The 23,607-nt window shown below is 65.8% G+C and carries 20 protein-coding genes; 17 read left to right on the plus strand and 3 right to left on the minus strand.

What is annotated here, in order from left to right; genetic code table 11:
- Positions 1-54: 54 nt before the first annotated feature.
- The 3 genes from BSG17_RS07900 to BSG17_RS26890 form a co-directional block, all read right to left on the minus strand.
- Positions 55-4,131, minus strand: a complete 4,077-nt coding sequence (locus tag BSG17_RS07900) for a DNA-directed DNA polymerase II large subunit (RefSeq protein ID WP_089822736.1) — start codon at positions 4,129-4,131, stop codon at positions 55-57.
- Positions 4,132-4,144: 13 nt separating this feature from the next.
- Positions 4,145-4,609 carry a PPC domain-containing DNA-binding protein gene (locus BSG17_RS07905; protein ID WP_089822738.1) on the minus strand — a complete coding sequence of 155 codons (465 nt, stop codon included), beginning with the start codon at positions 4,607-4,609 and terminating at the stop codon, positions 4,145-4,147.
- 117 nt (positions 4,610-4,726) lie between these two features.
- Positions 4,727-4,891, minus strand: coding sequence for a DUF7556 family protein (locus tag BSG17_RS26890; protein ID WP_170864748.1), 165 nt, complete (start codon positions 4,889-4,891; stop codon positions 4,727-4,729).
- 227 nt (positions 4,892-5,118) lie between these two features.
- Here BSG17_RS26890 and BSG17_RS07910 point away from each other — a divergent pair, with 227 nt between their 5' ends.
- The 17 genes from BSG17_RS07910 (at position 5,119) to argC (ending at position 23,606) form a co-directional block, all read left to right on the plus strand.
- Entirely contained in the window at positions 5,119-6,969 is a 1,851-nt protein-coding gene (locus tag BSG17_RS07910) for an ABC transporter substrate-binding protein (protein WP_089822740.1), read from the plus strand.
- Positions 6,970-7,134: 165 nt separating this feature from the next.
- Positions 7,135-8,178, plus strand: coding sequence for an ABC transporter permease (locus BSG17_RS07915; protein WP_089822743.1), 1,044 nt, complete (start codon positions 7,135-7,137; stop codon positions 8,176-8,178).
- A 3-nt stretch (positions 8,179-8,181) separates the two neighbouring features.
- A complete protein-coding gene (locus BSG17_RS07920; protein ID WP_089822745.1) occupies positions 8,182-9,648 on the plus strand; it encodes an ABC transporter permease in 1,467 nt (488 codons plus the stop codon).
- Positions 9,645-10,724, plus strand: a complete 1,080-nt coding sequence (locus BSG17_RS07925) for an ABC transporter ATP-binding protein (protein WP_089822747.1) — start codon at positions 9,645-9,647, stop codon at positions 10,722-10,724. The genes BSG17_RS07920 and BSG17_RS07925 overlap by 4 nt, the downstream gene beginning before the upstream one ends.
- A complete protein-coding gene (locus BSG17_RS07930) occupies positions 10,721-12,073 on the plus strand; it encodes an ABC transporter ATP-binding protein (protein ID WP_089822749.1) in 1,353 nt (450 codons plus the stop codon). Before BSG17_RS07925 ends, BSG17_RS07930 begins: the two co-directional genes overlap by 4 nt.
- A 6-nt stretch (positions 12,074-12,079) precedes the next feature.
- Positions 12,080-12,472: a DUF7555 family protein gene (locus BSG17_RS07935; protein WP_089822751.1), complete on the plus strand. Its 393-nt coding sequence runs from the start codon at positions 12,080-12,082 to the stop codon at positions 12,470-12,472.
- A 65-nt stretch (positions 12,473-12,537) separates the two neighbouring features.
- A complete protein-coding gene (locus BSG17_RS07940) occupies positions 12,538-13,089 on the plus strand; it encodes a DUF7529 family protein (protein ID WP_089822753.1) in 552 nt (183 codons plus the stop codon).
- 64 nt (positions 13,090-13,153) lie between these two features.
- Positions 13,154-14,014 (plus strand): CBS domain-containing protein, encoded by an 861-nt coding sequence (locus BSG17_RS07945; protein WP_089822755.1) that lies wholly within the window; start codon positions 13,154-13,156, stop codon positions 14,012-14,014.
- Entirely contained in the window at positions 14,011-15,807 is a 1,797-nt protein-coding gene (gene glyS / locus BSG17_RS07950) for a glycine--tRNA ligase (RefSeq protein ID WP_089822757.1), read from the plus strand. Before BSG17_RS07945 ends, glyS begins: the two co-directional genes overlap by 4 nt.
- Positions 15,804-16,391, plus strand: coding sequence for a diacylglycerol/polyprenol kinase family protein (locus BSG17_RS07955; RefSeq protein ID WP_089822759.1), 588 nt, complete (start codon positions 15,804-15,806; stop codon positions 16,389-16,391). The genes glyS and BSG17_RS07955 overlap by 4 nt, the downstream gene beginning before the upstream one ends.
- A 102-nt stretch (positions 16,392-16,493) precedes the next feature.
- Complete coding sequence (locus tag BSG17_RS07960) at positions 16,494-16,985, plus strand: cation:proton antiporter regulatory subunit (protein WP_089822761.1); 492 nt, start codon at positions 16,494-16,496, stop codon at positions 16,983-16,985.
- Complete coding sequence (locus BSG17_RS07965; protein ID WP_089822763.1) at positions 16,985-18,172, plus strand: cation:proton antiporter; 1,188 nt, start codon at positions 16,985-16,987, stop codon at positions 18,170-18,172. The genes BSG17_RS07960 and BSG17_RS07965 overlap by 1 nt, the downstream gene beginning before the upstream one ends.
- A 320-nt stretch (positions 18,173-18,492) precedes the next feature.
- A complete protein-coding gene (locus BSG17_RS07970) occupies positions 18,493-19,734 on the plus strand; it encodes an argininosuccinate synthase (protein ID WP_089822766.1) in 1,242 nt (413 codons plus the stop codon).
- Between the two features lie 3 nt (positions 19,735-19,737).
- A complete protein-coding gene (gene argH, locus BSG17_RS07975) occupies positions 19,738-21,207 on the plus strand; it encodes an argininosuccinate lyase (protein ID WP_089822768.1) in 1,470 nt (489 codons plus the stop codon).
- 243 nt (positions 21,208-21,450) lie between these two features.
- The gene (gene lysW, locus BSG17_RS07980; RefSeq protein WP_009367138.1) at positions 21,451-21,621 is read left to right on the plus strand and encodes a lysine biosynthesis protein LysW; all 171 of its coding nucleotides are present in this window, start codon (positions 21,451-21,453) and stop codon (positions 21,619-21,621) included.
- 57 nt (positions 21,622-21,678) lie between these two features.
- Positions 21,679-22,566, plus strand: coding sequence for a lysine biosynthesis protein LysX (gene lysX / locus BSG17_RS07985; protein WP_089823052.1), 888 nt, complete (start codon positions 21,679-21,681; stop codon positions 22,564-22,566).
- Entirely contained in the window at positions 22,563-23,606 is a 1,044-nt protein-coding gene (argC, locus tag BSG17_RS07990; protein ID WP_089822770.1) for an N-acetyl-gamma-glutamyl-phosphate reductase, read from the plus strand. The genes lysX and argC overlap by 4 nt, the downstream gene beginning before the upstream one ends.
- Position 23,607: the final 1 nt, after the last annotated feature.

The following is a 23,607-nucleotide window of genomic DNA, read 5'->3' on the forward strand; positions in this document are numbered from 1 at the left end:
GGACGAACCGCTCGGTGCGAAACAGTCAGGGCAAAAATCGCAGCGACCGCTCTCTCACATGAAGTCCGCGATGCCGGACTGCTTGTTCTTATCGTTCTCGAACACGCTCTCGAGAGAGCGTTCGAGGATGGCGAGTCGCTGTTTGGTGTACTCGCGACAGCCGAACTCCTCGGCCACCTCGATGGCGACGTCCATGTACTTGTTCACCGACCCCTGGTGGACGGTCAGGTTCACGCGACCGCCACACTCCCGGCAGTCGCCGGTGAGCGGCATCCGCCGGTACTTCTCCCCGCAGTCGAGACAGCGCGTCTCCTGGCGCGAGAAGGCGCGGAGGTTCCCGATGAGGTCCGGCAGGAAGTGCCCCTCGATGACGCGTTCGGCGACGTCGGTCTCGTCGACGGCGCGGAGCTTTCTGGAGAGGAGCAGTTGGGCGTCCATCTTGTCCATCATCGACCCGAGCGTCTTGTACGCCGAGAGATCCGGCCCGAGCGCGATGTCCGTCGTGTCGTGGGTGTGGTCGAACCCGGCGTACTCCGAGTCGGTGCCGAGGGTGTCCTCCGCGATGGCGATGAGGTCCTCGACGTCGCCGGGGTCGGCCATCTCCCTCGTCGCCTCGTAGAACTCCCTGGGATACTCCCGGACGACGTCCATGTTGTGCGCCTCGTCGTCGATCTCCGAGGGGTCGATCCGGGAGGACATGACCAAGGGCGCGTCCATCCGCCCGCCCCGTTTGTCCGGGAGGAACTCCTTCGAGAAGTTCAGCAGGCCGTCCATGAGGAGCATGACGCAGTCCTCGTCGCCGTCGCATTGGCCGCTGGCGATATCGTTGACGACGACAGTGTGTGTGTCCTCAACGGTGAGACAGTAGGTGTGTTCGGTGGTGCTTTCGGTGTAATCGACCGACGTAACGCGGTCACGGTCGAAATCGGCACCGCCGTCGGCCACAACAGCAGCACCATCATCGACGCTCTCTGTAACCGGTTTTAGCGACGAAGTCGGGAGTTCATCACCGACCGAGAGTTCGGTCGCACGAACCGTGGATACACCATCATTCCAGCGGAGCATTCGGTGGTCGGGAGTGACAGTGAGAGACCGACCCGACTCGGTTTCGATTCGAACGAGGTGGGCTGGTGACTGGTGTTTCGAGACTGCCTCGACAGGTTTCACGACGCGAGTACCGTCCTCGTCTATCGACGGCACGAACACCTCGCCGTCGAGTTCCTGCACGAGCGTCCCGAAGTCGTCCGTGTCGGGGTCGTCGAGTCGATCCTCGACGAACTGTTCGATTCGGTCGTGATGCCACGACTCGTCCTCGTCCTGGAACCAGAGTTTCGTGTCCGGGTGGAAGCAGTTCCGCCGCTTCGCCGCGTGGAAGTACGGATGGGCGTACCCGACCGCCGCCGAGGTGAAGCCGACGACCCGCCCGACCGTCGCCGCCGACGTGTGGGGGGCCATCCCGAAGACGAGTTCGCCGATCAGGTCGTCGCGTTCGTTCACCTCATAGAAGGGAGGTAGATCGTAGAACTTCTCCAGCAGGTCGTCGACGAAGTCGGCCGTCTTCAGCATGTGTTCGGCCGCGCCGTCCGAGAGGACGATGTCCTGCACTTTGAGTTCGACCAGCTGGTCGTCGAACCGCAGGGGATCACCGTCGATGTCCTCCTCGTAGCCGAGTTGGCGGAAGTGGTCGGCCGTGACGTCCAGTTCTTCGGGTCGGACCGACGTGACGGGCAGGTCCGTCATGTCGTATCGGACGGTGCCGTCTTTGAACGCGGTGACGCCGTTCTTGGCGCGGAGGACGCCTTTCTCGATGGCTTCGGGCGTCTTGTGCGCGGAGGTGAGCCCCTTCACACCCTTCAGGATCTCGAAGGAGGCCTCGCGCTCGCCGACCGTCTCCATCGCCGAGTGGAACTCGTCGTTCAGGTCGACGGTGTGCCACTCGGGGCTCTCGATCTCGCGTTCGCAACGCGGACACTCGACGCGACCCGACTCGTCGGGTTCAGCCTCGATGTCGCACTCCTCGCAGACGAAGTGGGGTTCAGTGTGGCTTCCACACTCGGGACAGTTCGGCTTGTAGCTGTGGTGTCCGCAGTCGGGACACTCGCGTGCGCCGACGAGCAGATCCAACACGCCGCGTTGCCCGCGGTCGTTCATCTGACGGGCAGCGTCGGCGACGTTGCGCTGGCTACCGCCGGCCTCGCTGATCGGGAACAGCGTGTGGACCGCCGGCGAGAGATCGCGGCTCTCGGACTTCTCCGGTCGGCCCATCCGTGCGCCGATGCGGGTCGGAGCGCGCTCCTGGAGGGCGAACGGGGCGACTTCCTCGACTGCCGTCGTCGCGTTGTCGCCGTCGTCCCACCGTTTCGCCTCCTCGGAGAGGTCGTCCCACTCCTTTCGAAGGCCGTCGGAGACGCCGAGCGACCGGACGAACGGCCGCCACTCCGGGATGCGGAGCGCGTCCGGCGTCTGGGAGTGCGGGAGGAGGAGCGCTTCGAGCGCCGTCCGCGTCGCCTCGGTGTGTTCGATGGCGAGGATCCCCTCGACGACGTCGCCGTCGGTGACGGCGTCGGCCAGCGTCTCGAACTGGTCGACCGAGATGTCGTGCCAGAGGTAGGTGTACTCGGGGTGCAGCGGCGCGTCGTACTCGTCGGCCCACTCTAGCGCCTTCTCGGTGGAAGGGTGGGCGAGGTCGACGTGCGGGTCGTCCCGCATCGCCTGGACGTCCGCGCCGGCGTGTTCGAGGTCCTGCACCCACCACTCGTGGGTGTACGACGCAGGAGCGAGCGGGTGGTTGTTCTCGACGAACTCGCCGTAGTTGACCAAATACTCTCCGAGGTCGAGGATCTTCTCGACGCCGTTTCGGAGTTCGAGCGCCGTCTCGGGGTCGTCGATGCGACGGACGTCGCCGTTAGCGAGGCGGACGGTCGGCCCCTCGATGGAGTCGACGGGGATGACGCCGCCCGCCTTCCCCGGTCGCTCGGTCTTGATCTGGGTTCCCGTCGCGAGGAAGTCGTCGACGAGATGCATCGTCGCCGGGTGGACGCCCGCGGTCGCGAAGCCGTGGTTACGGGCGCGACCGTAGCGGAGTCGGAACCCGCCCGCTTCGCTCGGGTGGCCGAAGACGGGGCGGCCCGCGATGAGGTCCCGAAGATACTTCGTCGACGGTTCGACGCGGGGCGGTCCCTGCGGTTCGTCGGGGTCGACGTCGCCTTCGGTCTCGGATTCGTCTCCGTCTCCGTCGGCTTCGTCGTCGCTCTCGTCGCCGTCTGGAGCCGCCTCCTCGTCGTCACTCTCGTAGTAGCTGCCGTCGATGAGGTCCTGAAGCCACGGCCAGTCGACCTCGTCGAGACCGCGGGTGTAGCGCTGGATCTTCGGGGCCTTCAGGGCGATCCCCTCGGCCATGACGAGACACATCCCACCGCGGGCGCTGTTGGTGTCGACGCGTTCGAGGTCGCGGAACCCCGAGACCTCCTCGTCGCCCGTCGCCTCGCCGTCCAGCATGATGGGCATGTGTTCGGCGATGAACTTCGTCTCCTTGCCCTTCGGCGAGTACTGGAGGCCCGTCTCCTTGTCGTAGAGGGCGACCTCCTCGGCGTAGCGTTCGACCTCGTCGCTCCGGGCGTTGTACTCCTCGATACCGAGCAGCGAGCGGGCGTAGTCGGCGACCAGCACGGAGAGTGCCTGCGCCGTCCCGCCGGCGGAACGGATCGGCCCGGCGTAGTAGACGTTGACGAACTCGGTACCGTCGTCGTTCTGGAGGATCTCGACGCGGTCGATCCCCTCGATCGGAGCGGCGACGACCCCCTCGGTGAGGAGAGCGACCGCCGTCCGAACTGCGCCTTCGACCTTCCCGGCCTTGCTGTCGAAGTCGCCGACGGTCCCCTCGACGAAGTCGGTGACGAGTTCGAGCGCCGCCTCCTCGCGGGACATCTCGCCTTCGAGTTCGCGGACGCGCTCGGCAACGCCCGGAATCCCCAAGATGTTCTCGACGCGGTCGGCCATGTCTTTCGCGACGGGAATCTCGATCTCGGTCGCGGGGTCGTAGCCCTGCGCGCGGGCCGCCTCGGCGCGGTCGAACGCCTCGTCCAGTCGGTCCTCGATGCGGGCGAAGTAGCGTTCGTCTTCCGGTCTCATTGGGGTCCGAGCCTCACAGCCACAGGTCGAGGTCGGTCACGTCGTCGTGTTCGCGTTCGAGCGCCTCGTCGAACGCGCGGAGGTGGACCTCACCGGCGAAGACGGTCGCGGCGTTGAGGTGGCCGGCGAGCGTCTGCCCGCTGCGCCGCGAGAGGACGACGTGGGTGTGTGCGAAGTGGTCGCCGTCGTCGGACTGCGTCCGACTGCCAGAGGGACTCTGTCCCTCGCTGTCGAGGAGAGAGACGTTGCCGACGCAGGAGGCGACCTCGAGCGGTTCGTCGAACGTCACCGACTGGTACTCCTGATCGTCTTGGTCGTAGTACCAGAGTTCGGCGTCCTGGACCGCACCCATGGCGGTGAACCAGGCGGCGTCGATCTCCTCGCGAGCGGCGAACTCCTCGATCTCCTCGCGCCAGTCCGCACCGTGTTCGAGTCGGGCGACGAACTCGCGACTCGCAGTGACCTCCCGATAGTTCATAGCCCGAGCGACGGGTGACGGCGACAAAAATCCCACCGTTTGGGACGGTCCGACCGGAACCGCCGCTGGTCGAAGTGGGTGGTCGGCCGTCAGAAACGGGAAGGTGGCGACTGTCGACTACCGCCAGTCGTCGAGCAGCGGCGCGTCGTCGGCTCGCACCGACACCCACGCGTCGTCGCAGGTGATGTCGGCGATAATGAACTCCGCCGACGGGGAAGTGGAGTCCACCGAGGCCATGACCTCGGGAGCCGACACGTCGATGGCAGTCGTGTCTGTCGCCATGTATGTGACTCACTGTCACAAACATATAAACGCGTCGAAACCGACACGGGATTGCTCCGCCGGATGAGTAAAATCGAGATTTCAGCCTACGACGGATACTTACCGCGACACGTCCGAGTGGCAGGATATGTCGTACCGAACCACGAAAACAGTGAAAACTGTTAACACGATTAACAATCGTGAGAATACGGTAAACTTATCAGAACCGGTCAAAAAGGGGGAGTGGGATGACAGACAATAACAGCCTTTCGCGCCGTCGCTTCCTGCAGGCGACGGGCGGTGCAGCCTCCGCAGTCGCCATCGCGGGATGTACCGGTAACGATGGCTCGGACGGCTCCGACGGTGGGAGCGGAAACCAGAGCGGCAACAACAGCGGCGGCGGCAACGCCAACCGCGACATGAAAGAGGGGTATCTCCAGCTGACGAACTCCTCGATCGAGACGCTGGACCCCGTCGCCAACACCGGCACCGCAGGCGGGACGGTCATCGTCAATACGTACGACTCGCTGATGATGTACCCCGACGGCGAGGCCGCGGTCGAACAGCTGCTGGCCTCCGAGTACGAGTCCTCCGACGACAACACGACGTACACGTTCACGCTCAAGGACGCCACGTTCCACAACGGCAACGACGTCACCGCACAGGACTTCGTCTACTCCTTCGAGCGACTCGCCGCTTCCGACAACAGCCGTCGGACCTACTTCATCCTCGACTCGCTGGGCGTCGCCCACGAGACCAAGACGGTGACGCAGGACGGCGAGGAGACCGAGGTGTACAAACCCGGGACGCTCGCCGTCGAGGCCGTCGACGAGAAGACGCTCGAGATCACCCTCGAGAAGCCGTTCCACGCCTCCCTCGAGATGCTCGCCTACGCCTCCTTCGCGGCGGTTCCGGAGGGTATCGTCGGCGACGTCGAAGGCCACGACGGCGAGATGGAGTACAACAAGTTCGCCAACAACCCGGTAGGCTGCGGCCCCTACCAGTTCGAGTCGTGGGAGAAGGGGACCGCCGTCGAGGTCAGTAAGTTCGACGACTACCATGGGACGGCCGCGAAGAACGAGGGTGTCCACTGGCAGATCATCGAGGACACGCAGGCGCTCTACAACTGGGGCCAGAACAAGAACGCCGACGTCATCGGTATCCCCTCCTCGGAGTACAGCGCGGACAAGATCTCCGTCGACGAGGAGGACGACCTCGGTCGCGAGATCGGTACCTACGGGCCGATGCGGAACGGCGACACGGCCAACTACATGTCGATCCCCGAGATCTCGGTGTACTACGTCGGGTTCAACATGGAGGCCGTCCCGAAGCCAGTCCGACAGGCGTTCGCCCACGCGATGAACCAGCAGACGATGGTCGAAGAAGTGTTCAAGAGCCGCGGCGAACCCGCGTACCACTTCACGCCGCCGTCGATCTACCCCGGAGGGGCGAAGGAGTACGCGAGCCACGCCGAGGGGAGCTACCCCTACGGCTACAACACGTCCCAGCTCGACAAAGCCCGTCAGGTGATGGAAGACGCCGGGTACGGCCCGGACAACATGTACGAGATCCAGTGGACCCAGTACGAATCGACGACCTGGGAGGACATGGCGAAGATCCTCCGCGACCAGCTGCAGTCGGCACACATCAACATGAGCATCGAGAAGGCGCCCTTCTCGACGCTGCTGAAGCGCGGTCGCAACGGCAACATGGAAGTCTACACGCTCGGGTGGATCGCCGACTGGCCCGCGCCGGACAACTTCCTGCAGCTGCTGAACCCGCCGCAGACCGACACGTCGAAGGCGGCGCCGACCTCGTACATCAACTGGAGTTCGGAGTCCGGCGCCGCCGCACAGCAGGCGACGGACGCCTGGTCGACGATCTCGAACAACCTCGGGCCGACCGACCAGGCCGGCAACGCGCGGTCCGAGGCGTACGTCAAGATGGAGGAAGCCAACTGGGAGGACGTCGGCTTCATCCCCGTCTACCACTCGCTGGGTGAACGCTTCTGGTACGACTGGCTCGACCTGGCACCCCACGGTGGCATGGGCGCCGAGCGCCAGAAGTACCACGAGGCCGAACTGAGCGAGCGTAAATAACCCCGGACGCTCGTCAACTTTTTCGTACGCACAGGCCGTCTACTGCCCAGTTTGTCAGAAAGTATGGGCAAAGGTTGCATGAAGCAAAACGGAAGACATAACCATGACGATTCGGAAAGTGACGCATAGTATGACCAGTGGTATGGCACATCAGAGGGTCGCCCCATGAGTCGGTGGCAGTACTTCCTCCGTCGGTTACTGCTGTCGATCCCCGTCGTGCTGTTCGGGACGACCATCACGTTCATGATCATCAGACTCGGACCGCTCGACCCCGCGGCGGCGATTCTGGGACCGACGGGTGACCCCGCCGCGTACAACCGGATACGCGAGCAGCTCGGCCTCACACAACCGCTGTGGCAGCAGTACTTCGACTTCATGCTGCGGCTGTTCACCTTCGACCTGGGCAACTCCTGGGTCATCAGCTCCGGGACGAGCACATACGAACTCATCAGTATCTACGCCCCCCGGACGATCTGGCTCGGCTTCTGGTCGGTGCTCATCGCCCTGTTCGTCGGGATCCCGCTCGGCTTCTACGCCGGACTCAACCCCAACACGTTCAGCGACTACACCGCCTCCTTCGGCGGGATCGTCTGGCGTGCGATGCCGAACTTCTGGCTCGCGATCATCTTCGTGAGCCTCCTCTCGCAGTCCGAACAGCTCATCGGCTGGAACTGGAAGACGTGGCTCGTGACGACGCCGGTCGTCACGTCGCCGCAGATCGGCTTTCTCACCGATCCGCTCTCGCTGGTGACGAACCCCGGCACCACGTGGCCGAACCTGGTCGCTGCGATCAAACAGATCGCCCCCGCGGCGATCGTGCTCGGCTCCTCCTCGATGGGTAACGAGATGCGTATCGGCCGCACCGCCGTCCTCGAGACGATCAACTCCAACTACGTCGAGACCGCCCGCGCGAAGGGCGTCTCCAACCGGACGATCGTCTGGAAGCACGTCTTCCGGAACGCGCTCATCCCGCTCGTTCCCGTCATCACCGGTGAGGCGTTCCTCCTCATCGGCGGATCCGTGCTCGTCGAGACGGTGTTCGCAATCAACGGACTCGGCTGGCTGTTCTTCCAGGCGGCCATCCAGGGCGACCTCCCGCTCGTGGGGTCGCTCATGTTCATCTTCATCCTCCTTCTGGTGGGGACGAACATCCTGCAGGACTTCCTGTACACGATCATCGACCCACGAGTCGGCTACGACCAGAGCTAACCAATGAGCAACACACAACAAACGGACGAGGTACCGCTCAGACAGCGAATCAGCGAGAACCCCCAACCGGCGATGGCGTGGGCGCTCGCCGGCGTCGTTCTCCTCGCCATCGAGTTCGGTGCGGTCGTCGGCGTCTTCGTCGACATTCTAGCCGTCCTCGTGAACATCCTCCCCGGCAACCCGGGGATCGGCGCGGTGCAGTCTCTCGAGGGACTCGTCGAGAGCATCCCGACGCTGCTCTCCCGGGAGGTCATCCCGAACCAGGGGTACTGGAACGGCCAGGGCTGGGAGAACACGTTCCTCGGCCTCGAACCGAAGTACGCCTGGCTCGTACGGAGCGCCCTCGTGTACGTCTACGCGTTCCTCGGGTTCGCGTGGGCGTGGAACGGCTACACCCGCTTCCGCCGGCACTACCGCTACGCCGACTGGACGCCGCGCGACGACGTCATCGACCGACTGCGTGGTCACACGTGGGGACAGTTCGGCTTCGTCGTCGTGTTCTTCTTCATCGTGATGGCCGTCTTCGCCCCCGCACTCGGGCCGACGACGGTCGAGGCGAACATCATCGACCCCTACTCCAACAGTCTCCAGTACTGGGACGGCGAGGTCGGCACCGCCAACGGCGAGGTCGCAGAGGCCACCGTCGGCACGGCGAACCTCCAGTCGGGATCGCAGGGGACCGCGAGCGAGAACTACGGCCCGTGGACGTACGACGACTACAACCGCTTCCACCCGTTCGGGACGACGACTAACGGGAAGGATCTGTTCACCAACATGGCGACCGGTGCGAGGATCTCGCTGAGCATCGGTCTCGTGTCGATGGGGGCCGCGGGCCTCATCGCGCTCACGCTGGCGATGGTGACGTCGTACTACAAGGGTCTCACCGACCTCTTCGTCATCCTGACCTCCGACTCGATTCAGGCACTGCCCATCCTGATGGTGCTCATCCTCGTGATGGTGGTGTTCCAGGGGACGTGGTTCGCCGAACTGTACGACGGCGCGGTGTTGATGATCGGTATCTTCATCCTCACGCAGTGGCCGTTCCTCTGGCGGGCGATCCGTGGCCCCGCGTTGCAGACGGCCGAACAGGAGTGGATCGACGCGGCGAAGAGCTACGGACAGAAGCCGTTCGTCATCATGGAGAAACATATGGCACCGTACGTCATCGGCTACATGCTCGTCTACACGTCGATGAGCCTCGGCGGGATCATCATCGCCGTCGCCGGACTGTCGTATCTCGGCCTCGGTATCAACCCGCCGACCCCCGAGTGGGGACGGATCATCTCCGACGGCCAGCCCTACGTGGCGAGCGCTTCGTGGCACATCTCGCTCATCCCGGGGGTTCTCATCACGCTCGTCGTGACCGGGTTCAACGCGCTCGGCGACGGCATCCGCGACGCCATCGACCCACAGAGCGGGACCGGTGAAGGCGAGAACACCGAGGCGATGGCAGGAGGGTCCGGCGCATGAGCTCGCAGACTACCACCGACCGCGACCGCAGCAGCGAGGAACCGATCCTGTCGATCCAGGACCTCCGGACCGTCTTCTACACGGACAAGGAGGTCATCCGCGCGGTCGACGGCATCAGTTTCGACATCCACCCCGGCGAGACCGTCGGCATCGTCGGCGAGTCCGGATCGGGGAAGTCGGTGACTGCCCGGTCGATCATGGGGCTCGTCGACAGCCCCGGCCGCATCGAGAACGGTCGCATCGAGTTCAGAGGCGAGAACCTCGTCGGCAAGAGCCAAAAGCAGTGGCGGAAGATCCGTGGCAATGGTATCGCCATGGTGTTCCAGGACCCGCTGACGTCGCTGAACCCGGTGTACACGGTCGGCAACCAGATCAAGGAGGCGCTCCGACTCCACCAGGGGCTCTCCGGGCAGGCGGCGACCGAAGAGGCGATCAGCCTGCTCGAGGCCGTCGGGATCCCGGACGCCGGTCGGCGGGTGCGCGAGTACCCCCACCAGTTCTCCGGCGGGATGCGCCAGCGGGCCGTCATCGCGATGGCGCTGGCGTGTGACCCCGAGCTGCTCATCTGCGACGAGCCGACGACGGCGCTCGACGTCACTATCCAGGCACAGATCCTCGAACTCCTCAACGAGCTCCAAGAGGAGCGGGATCTCGCCATCATGTTCATCACGCACGACATGGGCGTCATCGCCGAGATCGCAGACCGCGTCAACGTGATGTACGCCGGCGAGATCATCGAGACCGCGTCGGCAGTCGACCTGTTCGGGACGCCGAAACATCCCTACACGCAGGGGCTGTTGCGGTCGATCCCCGGCAGCCACGAACAGGGCGAGCGGCTGTGGACTATCGAGGGCGACGTCCCCACGCCGAACGAGGAACCGACCTACTGTCGGTTCGCACCGCGGTGTCCCAAGGCGTTCGACGAGTGTGAACGCGTCCACCCGGTGTCGGTGCCGGTCGAAGACGGCGCACAGGATCACACGACGGCGTGTCTCCTCTACCCCGAGGACCGCTCGGAGACGGAGGCCGTCGCGCTGCACGAATCCCGTTCGACGACAGGAGGTGACACCGAATGAGCAGACAAGCGAGTATGCAATCGACGACGAGTAGCCAGCCCGGCGAGACGCTCATCGAGGTCCGCGACCTGAAGAAGTACTACGATGGTGGCGGGCTGTTCGGAGGGGATCCGGTGAAGGCGGTCGACGGAGTGAACTTCGACATCAACCGCGGCGAGACGCTCGGTCTCGTCGGGGAGTCCGGCTGTGGGAAGTCAACGCTCGGTCGGACGCTCATCCAACTCGAGGAGGCGACCGACGGCGAGGTGCTGTTCGACGGTACCGACGCGACGACGCTGTCGGGCTCGGAGCTGAAACAGTGGCGACGGAACAGCCAGATGGTGTTTCAGGACCCCGAGTCGAGTCTCAACGACCGGATGACTATCGGCGAGATCATCCAGGAGCCGCTTGACGTCCACGAGGTTGGTTCGCCGCGTGAACGCCGCGAGAAGGTCAAGGAACTGCTCGACACGGTCGGCCTCCGGCCGGAACACTACTACCGCTACCCCCACCAGTTCTCCGGCGGGCAGCGCCAGCGCATCGGCATCGCCCGTGCGCTCGCACTCGAGCCGGAGTTCATCGTACTGGACGAGCCGGTCTCCGCACTCGACGTCTCGGTGCAGGCGAAGATCCTCAACCTCCTGGAGGACCTCCAAGAGGAGTTCGGCCTCACGTACCTGTTCATCGCCCACGACCTCTCTGTCGTTCGGCACATCTGTGACCGCGTCGCCGTGATGTATCTCGGCAACATCATGGAGCTGGGTCCGGCCGAGGCGCTGTTCGACGACCCGGCGAACCCCTACACCCACGCGCTGCTGTCGGCGATCCCGGAACCGGACCCGACGGCCGAGCGCGACCGCATCACGCTCCGCGGGACGCCGCCGAGTCCGCGCGACCCGCCGTCGGGCTGTCCGTTCAGCACGCGCTGTCCGGTGAAGATCCGCCCCGAGGAGTATCGCGACCTCGACGACGAGCTGTGGCTGCGCATCGAGATCCTGCGCGAGGTGCTTCGCGAGCGATCGCGGGCGGAGAAGTCTCTCTCCGACCGGGCACGCGAACTGCTCGGGATGGAGACGCGCTTCTCGGACATCACCGAGATCCACCAGGAGCTGTTCGGCGACGTCGAGGTTCCCTCGCGGATCCAGACGCACATCGACGAGGTCGAACAGTACGTCCAGGCGAACAAGGACAGCGAGGCCCGCCAGTACCTGCTCGAAGAGTTCGGCAGCGAGTGTGACGTCGACCAGCCGGAGCACCACGTCGTCGGCGAGACCGGCCGTGCGAGCCTCTGTCACCGGCACAAGTCGGAACACGAGGAGCCGGGCGTCGTCTACGAAGAGAAGGTCAGGCAGACCTCACAACTCGACTGAGCTCCGATGAACGTCCGACGAGTCGGTCTCCAGACGCTCGACGCACTCACCTACGCCATCGTCATGACGGCGCTGCTGTTCGCCGTCTCGACGGCGGTGAGTCTCCTCTTGGGGTACGGCCTCGTCGGCACCAAGCATCTCCTCTTCTTCGTCGGGTTCGCCATGTTCGGCTACGGCGCGTTCCGTCTCCAGCCGGTGAAGCCGTGGAAGGACGACGAGCGATCGAGCGACGACACGCCGAGGGGCGTCCAGCAGTTCGCGCTGCGACTCGTCCCCGAGGGCTACCGCGTCCACTCGCGACACCGACTGTCGACGGGGACGAAACTGTTCGTCGCCAGCGTGTTCGTCCTCGGGACGTCCGCGGCGATGGAGTTCGTCTTCGGCGTCAACGCCGTCTAGCTCCGGGACGTCGCCCGCCTCGGGAGTCCGACACGTTTTACCGCGTCCGTCGTCGAACGGTGTGTATGCCAGACACCACCGAGGGAGATGACGTCGACTACGCGGAGCGGCTCGCCGCGAGTTCCGACGTCGGGAAGAACGCGTGGCAGGCGACGCTCGACGAGATGGACGCACTGGCCGACGAGTTCGAAGCCGAGGGGTGGCAGACGGTGACCATCGCCGCCGGTCACACCGCCCCGGAGAACCCCTCGACGGGTGAAGGAGACCGCTTCGGTCTCACGCACGTCGTCCCGAACAACAAAGCCGAGGAGTTCACCGACCTGTTCGAGGAGGGTGCGTTCCCCCAGTACGAGGTGTACCGCAACGAGATCGAGGGGCGAGAGTTCGTCGTGACGGTCCTCTCGGACCCCGAGAAGGAGGCGGCCATCCTCATCGCCGGGTCGTACGAACTGCGTCACGCGCCCGGCTGTGTGAAGGCCGCAAAGCGCGAGGGGAAGATGTACACGCACGTCCAGACGCTCGACAAGACGCATCTGGGGTCGTTCGAACACGACGACTACACCCGCTTCTTCCCGAACGCCGACCGCATCGAGAACTGGGTCAGAAGCGGGAACTGAGTCCCGTCTCTCGGTCGCACCCCTTCGTAGAGTACAAGAGGCGGCGGCCTGTACGGCAGGGTATATGAACGTAGCCGACGCGATGACGCCCCGGTCGGAGGTCGTGACTGTCGAACTCCCGGGTACCCGCGACGACGTGCTCGAGTACCTACAGGAGCGCGGCTTCTCCTCCGTCCCCGTGGTGAAAGAGACCGACGACGGCGAGGAGTACCGGGGGCTCATCTCCCGCGACGACCTTATCGAACATCCCGACGAGGACCAACTCGCCATCCTGATGCGCGAGGTGCCGACGACGACGACCGACACCGACCTCGAAGACGCCGCTCGACTGATGGCCCGAGAGGGTGCCCGTCGGGTTCCGGTGGTCGACGAGAGCGGCGACGTCACGACGCTCGCGGGGATCGTCACCGTCACTGACGTCGTCCGCGCCATCGCCCGCGGCGACATCGACGGGGAGACCCCGGTGGGCGAACTCGCGGCGACCGACGTCAACGCGACCTACGTCGGGACGCCGCTGACCGTCGCCGAGCGCGAGATCTTCTACGCGAACGTCCCCTACGCGGTCGCGCTCGACGAGGACGGCCGGATGACCGGCATCCTCACCGAGGTCGACATCATCGACGTCGCACGCGTCGTCGAGGGCGAAGACGACACCGGCGAGAGCCTCGCCGACGAGGACGATGAGTGGATGTGGGAGGGGATCAAGGCCGTCGGCAACCGCTATCTGCCGACCCGCAACGTCGAACTGCCGAGCGAACCGGTGAGCGAGTTCATGAGCGACGACCTCGTCACCATCTCGCGGAAGAAGTCCGCCGAGGAGGCGGCCCAGATTCTCATCTCCAACGACATCGAGCAGATCCCGCTCGTGAGCGGCGACGCGCTCGTCGGCATCGTCCGCGACGTCAACCTGCTGGAGGCACTATGAGCGAGGGTGCAAGGGAGAGTGAGAAACTCACCGAGCTGGCGAAGCGCCGCGGGTTCTTCTTCGGGTCGGCGCAGGCGTACGGCGGCGTCGCCGGCTTCTACACCTTCGGTCCGGAGGGGGCCGCGTTGAAGCGGAACGTCGAGTCGTCGTGGCGCGAGCAGTTCACGACGAAACTCGGCAACGAGGAGATCGAAGCGCCGACGATCATGCCCGAACCCGTCTTCGAGGCGTCGGGCCACCTCGACGGCTTCGACGACATGCTCGTCGAGTGCGGCGAGTGCGGCGAGTCCCACCGGGCGGACCACCTCGTCGAGGACAACACCGACGTCGAGGAGGCCGAGTCGTTACCGATCCCGGAGGTCGAGGAGCTCATCGCCGAGTACGGCCTCGAGTGTCCGAACTGTGGCGCGCCGCTCGCCGGCCGGGAGGTCGTCGACTTCAACCTGATGTTCGAGACCTCCATCGGCCCCGGCAGCGGTCAGCCCGGCTACCTCCGTCCCGAGACCGCACAGGGCATCTTCGTCGAGTTCCCCCGACTGAAAGAGTACGCCCGCAACCAGCTGCCGTTCGGCATCACGCAGGTCGGTCGGGCCTACCGCAACGAGATCAGCCCGCGGAAGGGGATCGTCCGGACCCGCGAGTTCACGCAGGCGGAGTTAGAGCAGTTCATCGACCCCGAGTCCGACGAACCGCCGCTCGAGGACGTCCGCGACGTCGAGGTCGTCCTCTACCCGGCGGTCGAACAGGAGGCCGAAGACGTCGAGTACGTCGAGACCACGATCGGCGACGCCGTCGACGACGGCACCATCGCCAGCGACTGGGTCGCCTACTTCCTCGGCGTCGCCCAGGGCTGGTACGAGGAGGTCGGCGTCGACATGGATCGGTTCCGCTTCCGGCAGCATCTTGCCGGCGAGCGCGCCCACTACGCGAGCGACTGCTGGGACGCCGAAGCGGAGTTGGGCGGCGACTGGGTCGAGATCGCCGGGTTCGCCTACCGTGGCGACTACGACCTCTCGAAACACGAGGAGTACGGCGACGACTCCTTCACCGTCTTCCAGCAGTACGACGAGCCGAAGACGGTCGAACGCGCCGTCGTCGACCCCGACATGAGCGCACTGGGACCGAAGTTCGGCGGGCAGGCGACGGCCGTCGCCGAGGCGCTGCAGGAGCTGGCCGACCGGAACCCCGACGCGTTCGACGGCGACGAGGTCACCGTCGAGGTCGACGGCGAGGAGCTGACCGTCGACGCCGACGTCGCGAACTTCGGCGTCGAGGAGCAGACCGAATCCGGCGAGCACGTCACGCCGCACGTGGTCGAACCCTCCTTCGGCGTCGACCGGACCGTCTACACGGTCATCGCGCACGCGTACGCGGAAGACGAGGTCGCGGGCGAACAGCGGTCGTTCCTCCGACTCGAACCCGAGGTGGCACCCACCTCGGTCGGGGTGTTCCCCCTCCTGAGCAACGCCGAGGAGTTGACCGAGCGGGCCGACGCCATCGTCGACGACCTGCGCGCGGTCGGACTGTCGGTCGCCTCCGACGAGTCGGGCAACATCGGCCGTCGCTACCGGCGACAGGACGAGGTCGGCACGCCGTTCTGCGTCACCGTCGACTACGAGGGGCTCGAGGGCGACGGTCCCGACACGGTGACGCTCCGCGAGCGCGACTCGACCGGCCAGATCCGGCTGCCGGTCGACGCGCTCGTCGAGGAGGTGCTCGCGGTGCAGAGTGGCGCGAAGACGTTCGACGACCTCCGAGACGCCTACGAGACGGTCGACACCGACGAAGCGTGAGCGAGATCGGCCGGCGACTCGTCCACGTCAGCGGCACGGCTCTCCCGGCCCTCTACCTGCTGGGCTGGGTGACGTGGCAAGAGTTGGGGCTGTTGCTCGTCGTCGGCTCGGTCGGCGTGGCGATACTCGAGCTCTTGCGTCTCCAGGTCGGTCTCGACTGGTGGATCTACCGCGAACTCACCCGCGAGTACGAACAGGACAACCCGGCGGGGTACGCGCTGTACTTCTTCAGCATGACCGCCGTCGCGCTCGTGTTCGACCCGCATATCGCGGTGCCGGGGATGCTGATGCTCACCATCGGCGACCCGATCAGTGGCGTTCTAGGGTCGAACGAGGCCGGGACGGCCAAACAGGCTGGCGTGCTGCTCGTCATGTTCGGCGTCTGTTTCGCGCTGGCGTGGCCGTTCGTCGCCGCGCAGACACCGTTTCCGGTCGCCGTCGCGGCGGCGGCAGTCGGCGCGCTCGGGGCGACGCTGGCCGACGGGCTGAAGCCGGTCGTCGCGGGCTACGTCGTCGACGACAACCTCTCGATTCCGCCCGCCGCGGCGGTCGGTATCTGGACCGTGCTGGCGCTGTTCGGGTGAGGACGAGGACCGATTCGACGGCAGCACGCGGCGTCGGTGAACGGCGTACGACGGCCGCGGCGGAGGCCTACCCTTATTAATCGTCTCCGACAACGACTCCGTATGACGGTCTACGAGAGCGACTTACCCGGCGTCGGAAAGAAACACGAGATCGAACTCGACGACGGGTCGCGACTGGTCGTCGTCACACACCACGCCGGCAAGCGAGAAGTGTACCGCCGGCCCTCGGAGGACGCCGACTCCGAGAAGCTGTTCGAGCTGTCGGACAAACTCGCCCGACAGGTCGGCACGATCCTCGAAGGGGCGTACTTCCAGCCCGTCAAGACCGACCGCATCGAGACGCTCCTGGCCGGCAACGTCGTCATCGAGTGGGTCGACGTCGACGCCGACTCGTCGCTCGTCGGCGTGACGCTGGCCGAGGCGGACGTCCGCCAGCGGTACGGCGTCTCCATCATCGCCATCCAGCGGGGCGACGAGACGATCCCGAGCCCCGGCGCCGACGTCGCCATCGAGGCGGGCGACACACTGGTCGTGCTCGGACAGAAAGACGCCTGCCGATCGTTCGTCGGCTACGTCTCCGGTGACGAGGACTGATGGCGGCCGGGCTCGCACAGATCGGACTGCTGTTCTTCGGCGTGGCCGTCGCGGGGGTCATCGCGGCCCGTATCGGCCTGTCGGTCATCCCCGTGTACGTCGTCGCCGGCGTCGTCCTCGGGCCGAACGTCGCCGGCGCGTTCGACCTGCTGTACGTCGAGGCTGGCGAGACGACGACTGTCCTCGGCGAGTTGGGGATCATCCTGCTGTTGTTCTTCCTCGGGCTGGAGTTCAGCATCGACCGACTGCTCTCGACGCGAGACCGCATCACGAGCGCGGGCCTCATCGACATCGTGGTCAACCTCCCGATCGGCGTCGCCATCGGGCTGGTGTTCGGCTGGTCGCTGGTCGAGTCGCTGCTGCTCGGCGGCATCGTCTACATCTCCTCCTCGGCGATCATCACGAAGTCGCTCATCGACCTCGGATGGATCGCCAACCCCGAGAGCGAACCGATCCTCGGCATCCTCGTCTTCGAGGATCTCGTCATCGCCGTTTACCTCGCTATCGTCGCCTCGCTGGTCGCCGGCGGGAACGGACTGCAGGAGACGGCGACGAACGTCGGCGTCGCGATGGCGTTCCTGCTCGTGCTCGTCGTCGCGGTGTACTACGGCGGGCAGTGGTTCGAGCGCGCCCTCGACGTCGACGGCGGCGAACTGTTCGTCCTGCGGGTGCTCGGCATCGCCGTCCCCGTCGCGGCGCTCGCGCTCGCGCTCGGCGTCAGCGAGGCGGTCGCGGCGTTCTTCGTCGGAATGGGGTTCTCCGCGACGAAGCACAAAGAGCGCATCGAGAATCTGCTGACCCCCGTCCGCGACGTGTTCGCGGCGGTGTTCTTCGTCTGGATCGGGCTGGGGACGGATCCGGCGGTCATCGTCGACGTGGTCGGCCTGCTCGCGGTCGCCGTCGTCCTGACCGCGCCAGCGAAGGTGGTGAGCGGCTACTACGGCGCACGACAGTTCGGGCTGGACGAGCGGCGGTCGTTCCGGACGGGCGTGACGATGGTCACCCGCGGGGAGTTCTCGCTCATCATCGCGGCGACGGCCGCCGCGGGGACGACAGAGGTGATGACACAGGTGATCCCGGCGTTCGCGGTCGGCTACGTGCTCGTCATGAGCGTGCTCGGGTCGGTGTTGATGCAGTACGCCGACCAGCTTGAAGCGGTCGTGCTACGGCGCGGGTCGACGAGTTGACGAGGCGAACCCCGTGTCGCCGTGACACGACTCGTAACCCTTGCCGCCCCGAAAGCGTTTAATAGCCCGCATCGACAACGAATCACCAATGGAAGGGACTCGTCCGACCGACGCTCGCACTCTCGCGAGCGCCGCCTCCCTCCTTCTCCGACGACGAGTCCGACGACCGGGCCTTTAGGCCCACTCTTATCTTCACCCCGACCCCGAGTTCCCGACTACAGACTCACAAGCCTCTGTACCGCCTATAGGCATCTCTGCGACTTTATTTCAGAAATTAGAAACCAAGAATTTAATACTCTCAACGGCAGACGTTGAGGTACATGACAAAGCGCGTCGCCCTCGCGTTCAGCGGAGGACTCGACACGACAGTTTGCGTTTCACTACTCAAAGAGGAGTACGGCTACGACGAGGTCGTCGGCGTCACCGTCGACGTCGGCCAACCGGAGTCGGAGTTCGAGGAGGCAAAGGAGACGGCCGACGCACACGGGTTGGACATCCACGTCGTCGACGCCAAAGACGAGTTCGCCGAACTCTGCTTCGACTCGGTCCGCGCGAACGCGACGTACCAGGGCTACCCCCTCGGAACGGCGCTCGCCCGTCCGATCATCGCCAACGCCATCCTCGACGTCGCCGAGGAGGAGGACTGCGACGCCATCGCCCACGGCTGTACGGGCAAGGGCAACGACCAGCTCCGTTTCGAGGCCGTCTGGCGCACCTCCGACCTGACGGTGATCGCTCCCGTCCGCGAGATGGGACTCACTCGCGAGTGGGAGAAGCAGTACGCCGACGAGAAGAACCTGCCCGTCCAGTCGGGTAACGACGGCGTCTGGAGCATCGACACGAACCTCTGGAGCCGTTCCATCGAGGGCGGCCAGCTCGAAGACCCGAGCTACGTGCCGCCGGAAGACATCTACGAGTGGACCGACGACCCGGCGGAGGCGAACGAGCCGGCGCTCGTCGAGATCAGCTTCGAGAACGGCTACCCCGTCGCCGTCGACGGCGAGGAGATGGACCCCGCCGACCTCATCGAACACCTCAACGACCTCGCCGGAAAGTTCGGCGTCGGTCGCACCGACATGATGGAAGACCGCATGCTCGGGCTGAAGGTGCGCGAGAACTACGAGCACCCCGCGGCGACGGTGCTTCTCACTGCCCACGAAGGGCTCGAACAGCTCGTACTCACGAAGGAGGAGCGTGACTTCAAGACGCAGGTCGACGACCAGTGGTCCCAGAAGGGCTACGAGGGACTCGTCGACGCGCCGCTCGTGAAGGCGCTCGAGGGGTTCATCGACGAGACGCAGACGAAGGTCACGGGGAAGGTGACGGTCAAACTACAGGGCGGGCAGTGCCGCCCGGTCGCCCGTGAGTCCGACTACTCGGTCTACTCCGAGGAAGTCGCCTCCTTCAACACGGAGACCGTCGGCGACATCACGCAGGAGGACGCCACGGGCGTCGCCAAGTACCACGGCTTCCAGGGCCGCCTCGCCAACGACGTCGCAGCAGGCGTCGAGAAGCCCGAGTTGGCGGCGGACGGAAGCGGCGCAGACGAGAGCGAGGAGTAACCGATGAGCGAGGACACCTCCGACGACACGGGCGTCGTCCGCCGCGAGCGCTTCAGCGGCGGCCCCGCGCGGGGGTTCCTCTCCAGCCTCGCGGCCGACGAGCGCATCTTCCACGCCGACCTCGCCGTCGACCGCGCGCACGTGGTGATGCTCGCCGAGCAGGGGATCGTCGACGACGACACCGCCGGCGAGATCCTGCAGGCGCTCGACGACGTCGAAGACGCCGGCCACGGCGCGCTCCCCGACGGCGAGGACGTCCACGAGGCGATCGAGTCTGCGGTCATCGACCGCGTCGGCGCGGAGGGCGGGAAGATGCACACCGCTCGCTCGCGCAACGACGAGGTGGCGACCTGCATCCGCTATCGCCTCCGGGAGGACGTGCTCGACGCCGTGGAGAACACGATCGCGTTGCGCGAGGCGCTGGTGGACGTAGCGACGGAGCACACCGAGACGGTGATGCCCGGCTACACCCACCTCCAGCCCGCCCAGCCGACCACCGTCGCGCACTACCTCCGCTCGTACGAGGCGGCGGTCGCCCGCGACACGGCCCGGTTGCTGGACGCCTACGACCGCATCAACCAGTCGCCGCTCGGGTCGGCAGCGTTCGCGGGGACGCCGTTCGACGTCGACCGCGAACGCACGGCCGAACTCCTGGGGTTCGACTCGGTGCTGTCGAACTCGATGGACGCCTCCGCCGCCCGCGACTTCCTCGCGGAGACGCTGTCGGCGCTGGCGACGCACGCGACGACGCTGTCGGGACTGGCCGAGGACGTCATCATCTTCGCCAACAAGGGGTACGTCGACCTCTCGGACGACTACTCGTCGACGTCGTCGATCATGCCCCAGAAGAAGAACCCCGACACGCTGGAGCTCGTTCGTGGGACCGCCGGCGACGCCGTCGGCGGCCTCACCGGGTTGCTGACGACGCTGAAGGGACTCCCACGGGCGTACAACCGCGACCTCCAGCGGGCCCACGGCCATGCCTTCGACGCGGTCGACGCCGTGGCCGACGCCACCGACGTCGCCGCCGGGGCGGTGGCGACCGCGACGTGGAACGCCGAAGTTCTCGCCTCGGAGGCCGCGGACGGCTTCTCGACTGCGACCGGCGTCGCCGACCTGCTGGCGATGGCGGGCATCCCGTTCCGGACGGCCCACGAGATGGTCGCGGAGGCGGCCGCAAAGGCTAACGGGGGGAATCCGAGCGTCGCAACACTTGACGCGGTCGCAGAGGAGGTGTTAGGTGCGTCGCTATGGGAGTATGTGACTCGCGACGCCGTCGAAGCCGCGCTCGACCCGGCCGAGAGCGTCGCGTCTCGCGACTCGCAGGGCGGTCCCGCACCGACGGCAGTCGCCGCCGACCTCGAGACGGCGGCGAGCGAGCTCGCGAGCGACACCGACGCGCTCGCGACACGTCGCGACGACCTCCTCGCGGCCGCCGACGAACTCCGCACGGAGGTGGCACGCTTTGACTGACCGACTCCGACGCCGACAGCGACGCCCCCGACGGGACGCCGTCGTGGCACCGAACCCGCGGCCGCCACGACTGCGACCACCGTCCCCCTCCGGGGACAACTAATACTATCTGAACTCCGCCATCCGATTCAGACACGGACGATACAGAGCTTCTAACACCCGTAGCGTAGCCTGCAGTTAGTGTGAATTTTCTTACAACTTCGATGGGTTTATGGTATCGAACGTCGAACGCTGGAGTACACCATGACCGAAGCAGAATGCGTCGAATGTGGGGGCGACGTCGCCCTCTCGGACGACCTGGAGACGGGAGAGATCATCGACTGTGGAACCTGTGGCGCAGAGCTCGAAGTCATCGACGTCAACCCGCCAGTCCTCGACCGAGCACCGGAGCTCGAAGAGGACTGGGGGGAGTAAATTGCACAGTACGAGCTCACAGCGTCGGCTGACGCACGCCCACGAGGGGTGGTCTGCGTGAAAGTCGGTATCCTCTACTCCCGTATCCGCAAAGACGAGAAGCTTCTCCTCTCGGAGCTCCGCGACCGCGGCCACGAGGTGACGAAGATCGACGTTCGCAAACACCAGTTCGGCCTCGACGGGACGACCGCACCGGTCGACGACCTCGATCTCGTCGTCGACCGCTGTCTGTCGACCTCGCGGTCGCTCTACGCGACGCAGTTCCTCGACGCCTACGGCGTCACCGTCGTCAACGGTCCCGAGACGGCCGACGTCTGTGCGGACAAGGCCAAGAACAGTCTCGCGCTCGCACAGGCGGGCGTCCCCACCCCCAAGACGGACGTGGCGTTCACGAAGGAGAGCGCCATGGAGTCGATCGAGAAGTTCGGCTACCCCTGCGTGCTCAAACCCGTCGTCGGGTCGTGGGGACGGCTAATGGCCAAGATCGACTCGGAGAGCGCCGCCGAGGCGATCCTCGAACACAAGGCGACGCTCGGTCACTACGAGCACAAGGTGTTCTACGTCCAGGAGTTCGTCGAGAAGCCCGGTCGCGACATCCGCGTGCTGGCGACCGACGGCGAACCGGTGGCCGCGATGGTCCGCTCGTCGGACCACTGGCTGACCAACGCCGCGAAGGGGGCGACCGTCGAGTCGTTCGACCTCGACGACCGCGCGCTCGAACTCGTCGAGCAGGCGAGCGACGCCGTCGGCGGCGGCCTGCTCGGCATCGACCTCATGGAGACGGGTTCCGACTACACCGTCCACGAGGTCAACCACACCGTCGAGTTCAAGGCGCTGAACGACGCCGTCGGCGACGACGTCGACGTTCCCGCCACCGTCGTCGACTGGCTCGAAGAGAAGGCCGCCGAGGCCGACGACGCCGACGAAGTGGAGGTGTCGGCGTGACGGAGACGCTCTCCGCCGCCGTCGTCGGCGGCTCGGGCTTCACGGGCGGCGAACTGCTCCGCCTGCTCGACGGCCACCCGGAGTTCGAGATCGCACAGGCGACCTCTCGGGAGTACGAGAAGAAGACGCTCGGGTCGGTCCACCCGAACCTCCGTCATCTCGACGTCCGGTTCAGCGACCCGACCGACCTCGAGAGCGTCGACGTGCTGTTCGCGGCGACGCCCCACGGCGTCTCGATGCAGCACGTCGACGCGTTCCAGGAGGCTGCAGACACCGTCGTCGACCTCTCGGCGGACTTCCGGCTGGACTCGGAAGAACAGTACGACGAGTGGTACGACGGCCACAGCTGTCCCGAGTATCTGGAGAAGTCGGAGTACGCACTGCCCGAGATAAACAGAGAAAACCTGCCTGGGGCGGAGCTCATCGCCGCGGGTGGCTGTAACGCGACGGCGACGATCCTCGGTCTGAAACCGTTGTTCGAGGCAGGAATCTTAGAGGGCGACGAGCAGGTCGTCGTCGACGTGAAGGTCGGCTCCTCGGAGGGCGGCGCGAGCGCCGGCAAGGCCTCCAGCCACGCCGAGCGTTCGGGCGTCGTCCGTCCGTACGCGCCGATCGGCCACCGCCACGAGGCCGAGATCGAGCAGTTCCTCGGTCTCGACGTTTCGTTCACCGTCCACGCCGTAGACATGATCCGCGGCGCGTCAGCGACGTGCCACGTCTTCCCCGATGGCCCCGTCACGAAGGGCGACATGTGGGGCGCGTATCGGGAGAGCTACGAGGACGAACCGTTCATGCGGATGGTCGCGGGCGGCGGCGGCGTCTACCGCTACCCCGAACCGAAGGCCGTCGCCGGGACGAACGTCGGCGAGGTCGGCTTCGAGGTCGACCCCTCGAACAGGCGTCTCGTGCTCTTTTCGGCCATTGACAACATGATGAAAGGCTCGGCCGGGCAGGCGGTCCACGCCGCCAACGTCGCGCTCGGTCTCGAAGAGACAGCAGGGTTAGAGTTCACCGGCTTCCACCCCGTCGGAGCACCGTAGG

The sequence above is a fragment of the Halogranum amylolyticum genome (assembly GCF_900110465.1).
Taxonomy (GTDB): domain Archaea; phylum Halobacteriota; class Halobacteria; order Halobacteriales; family Haloferacaceae; genus Halogranum; species Halogranum amylolyticum.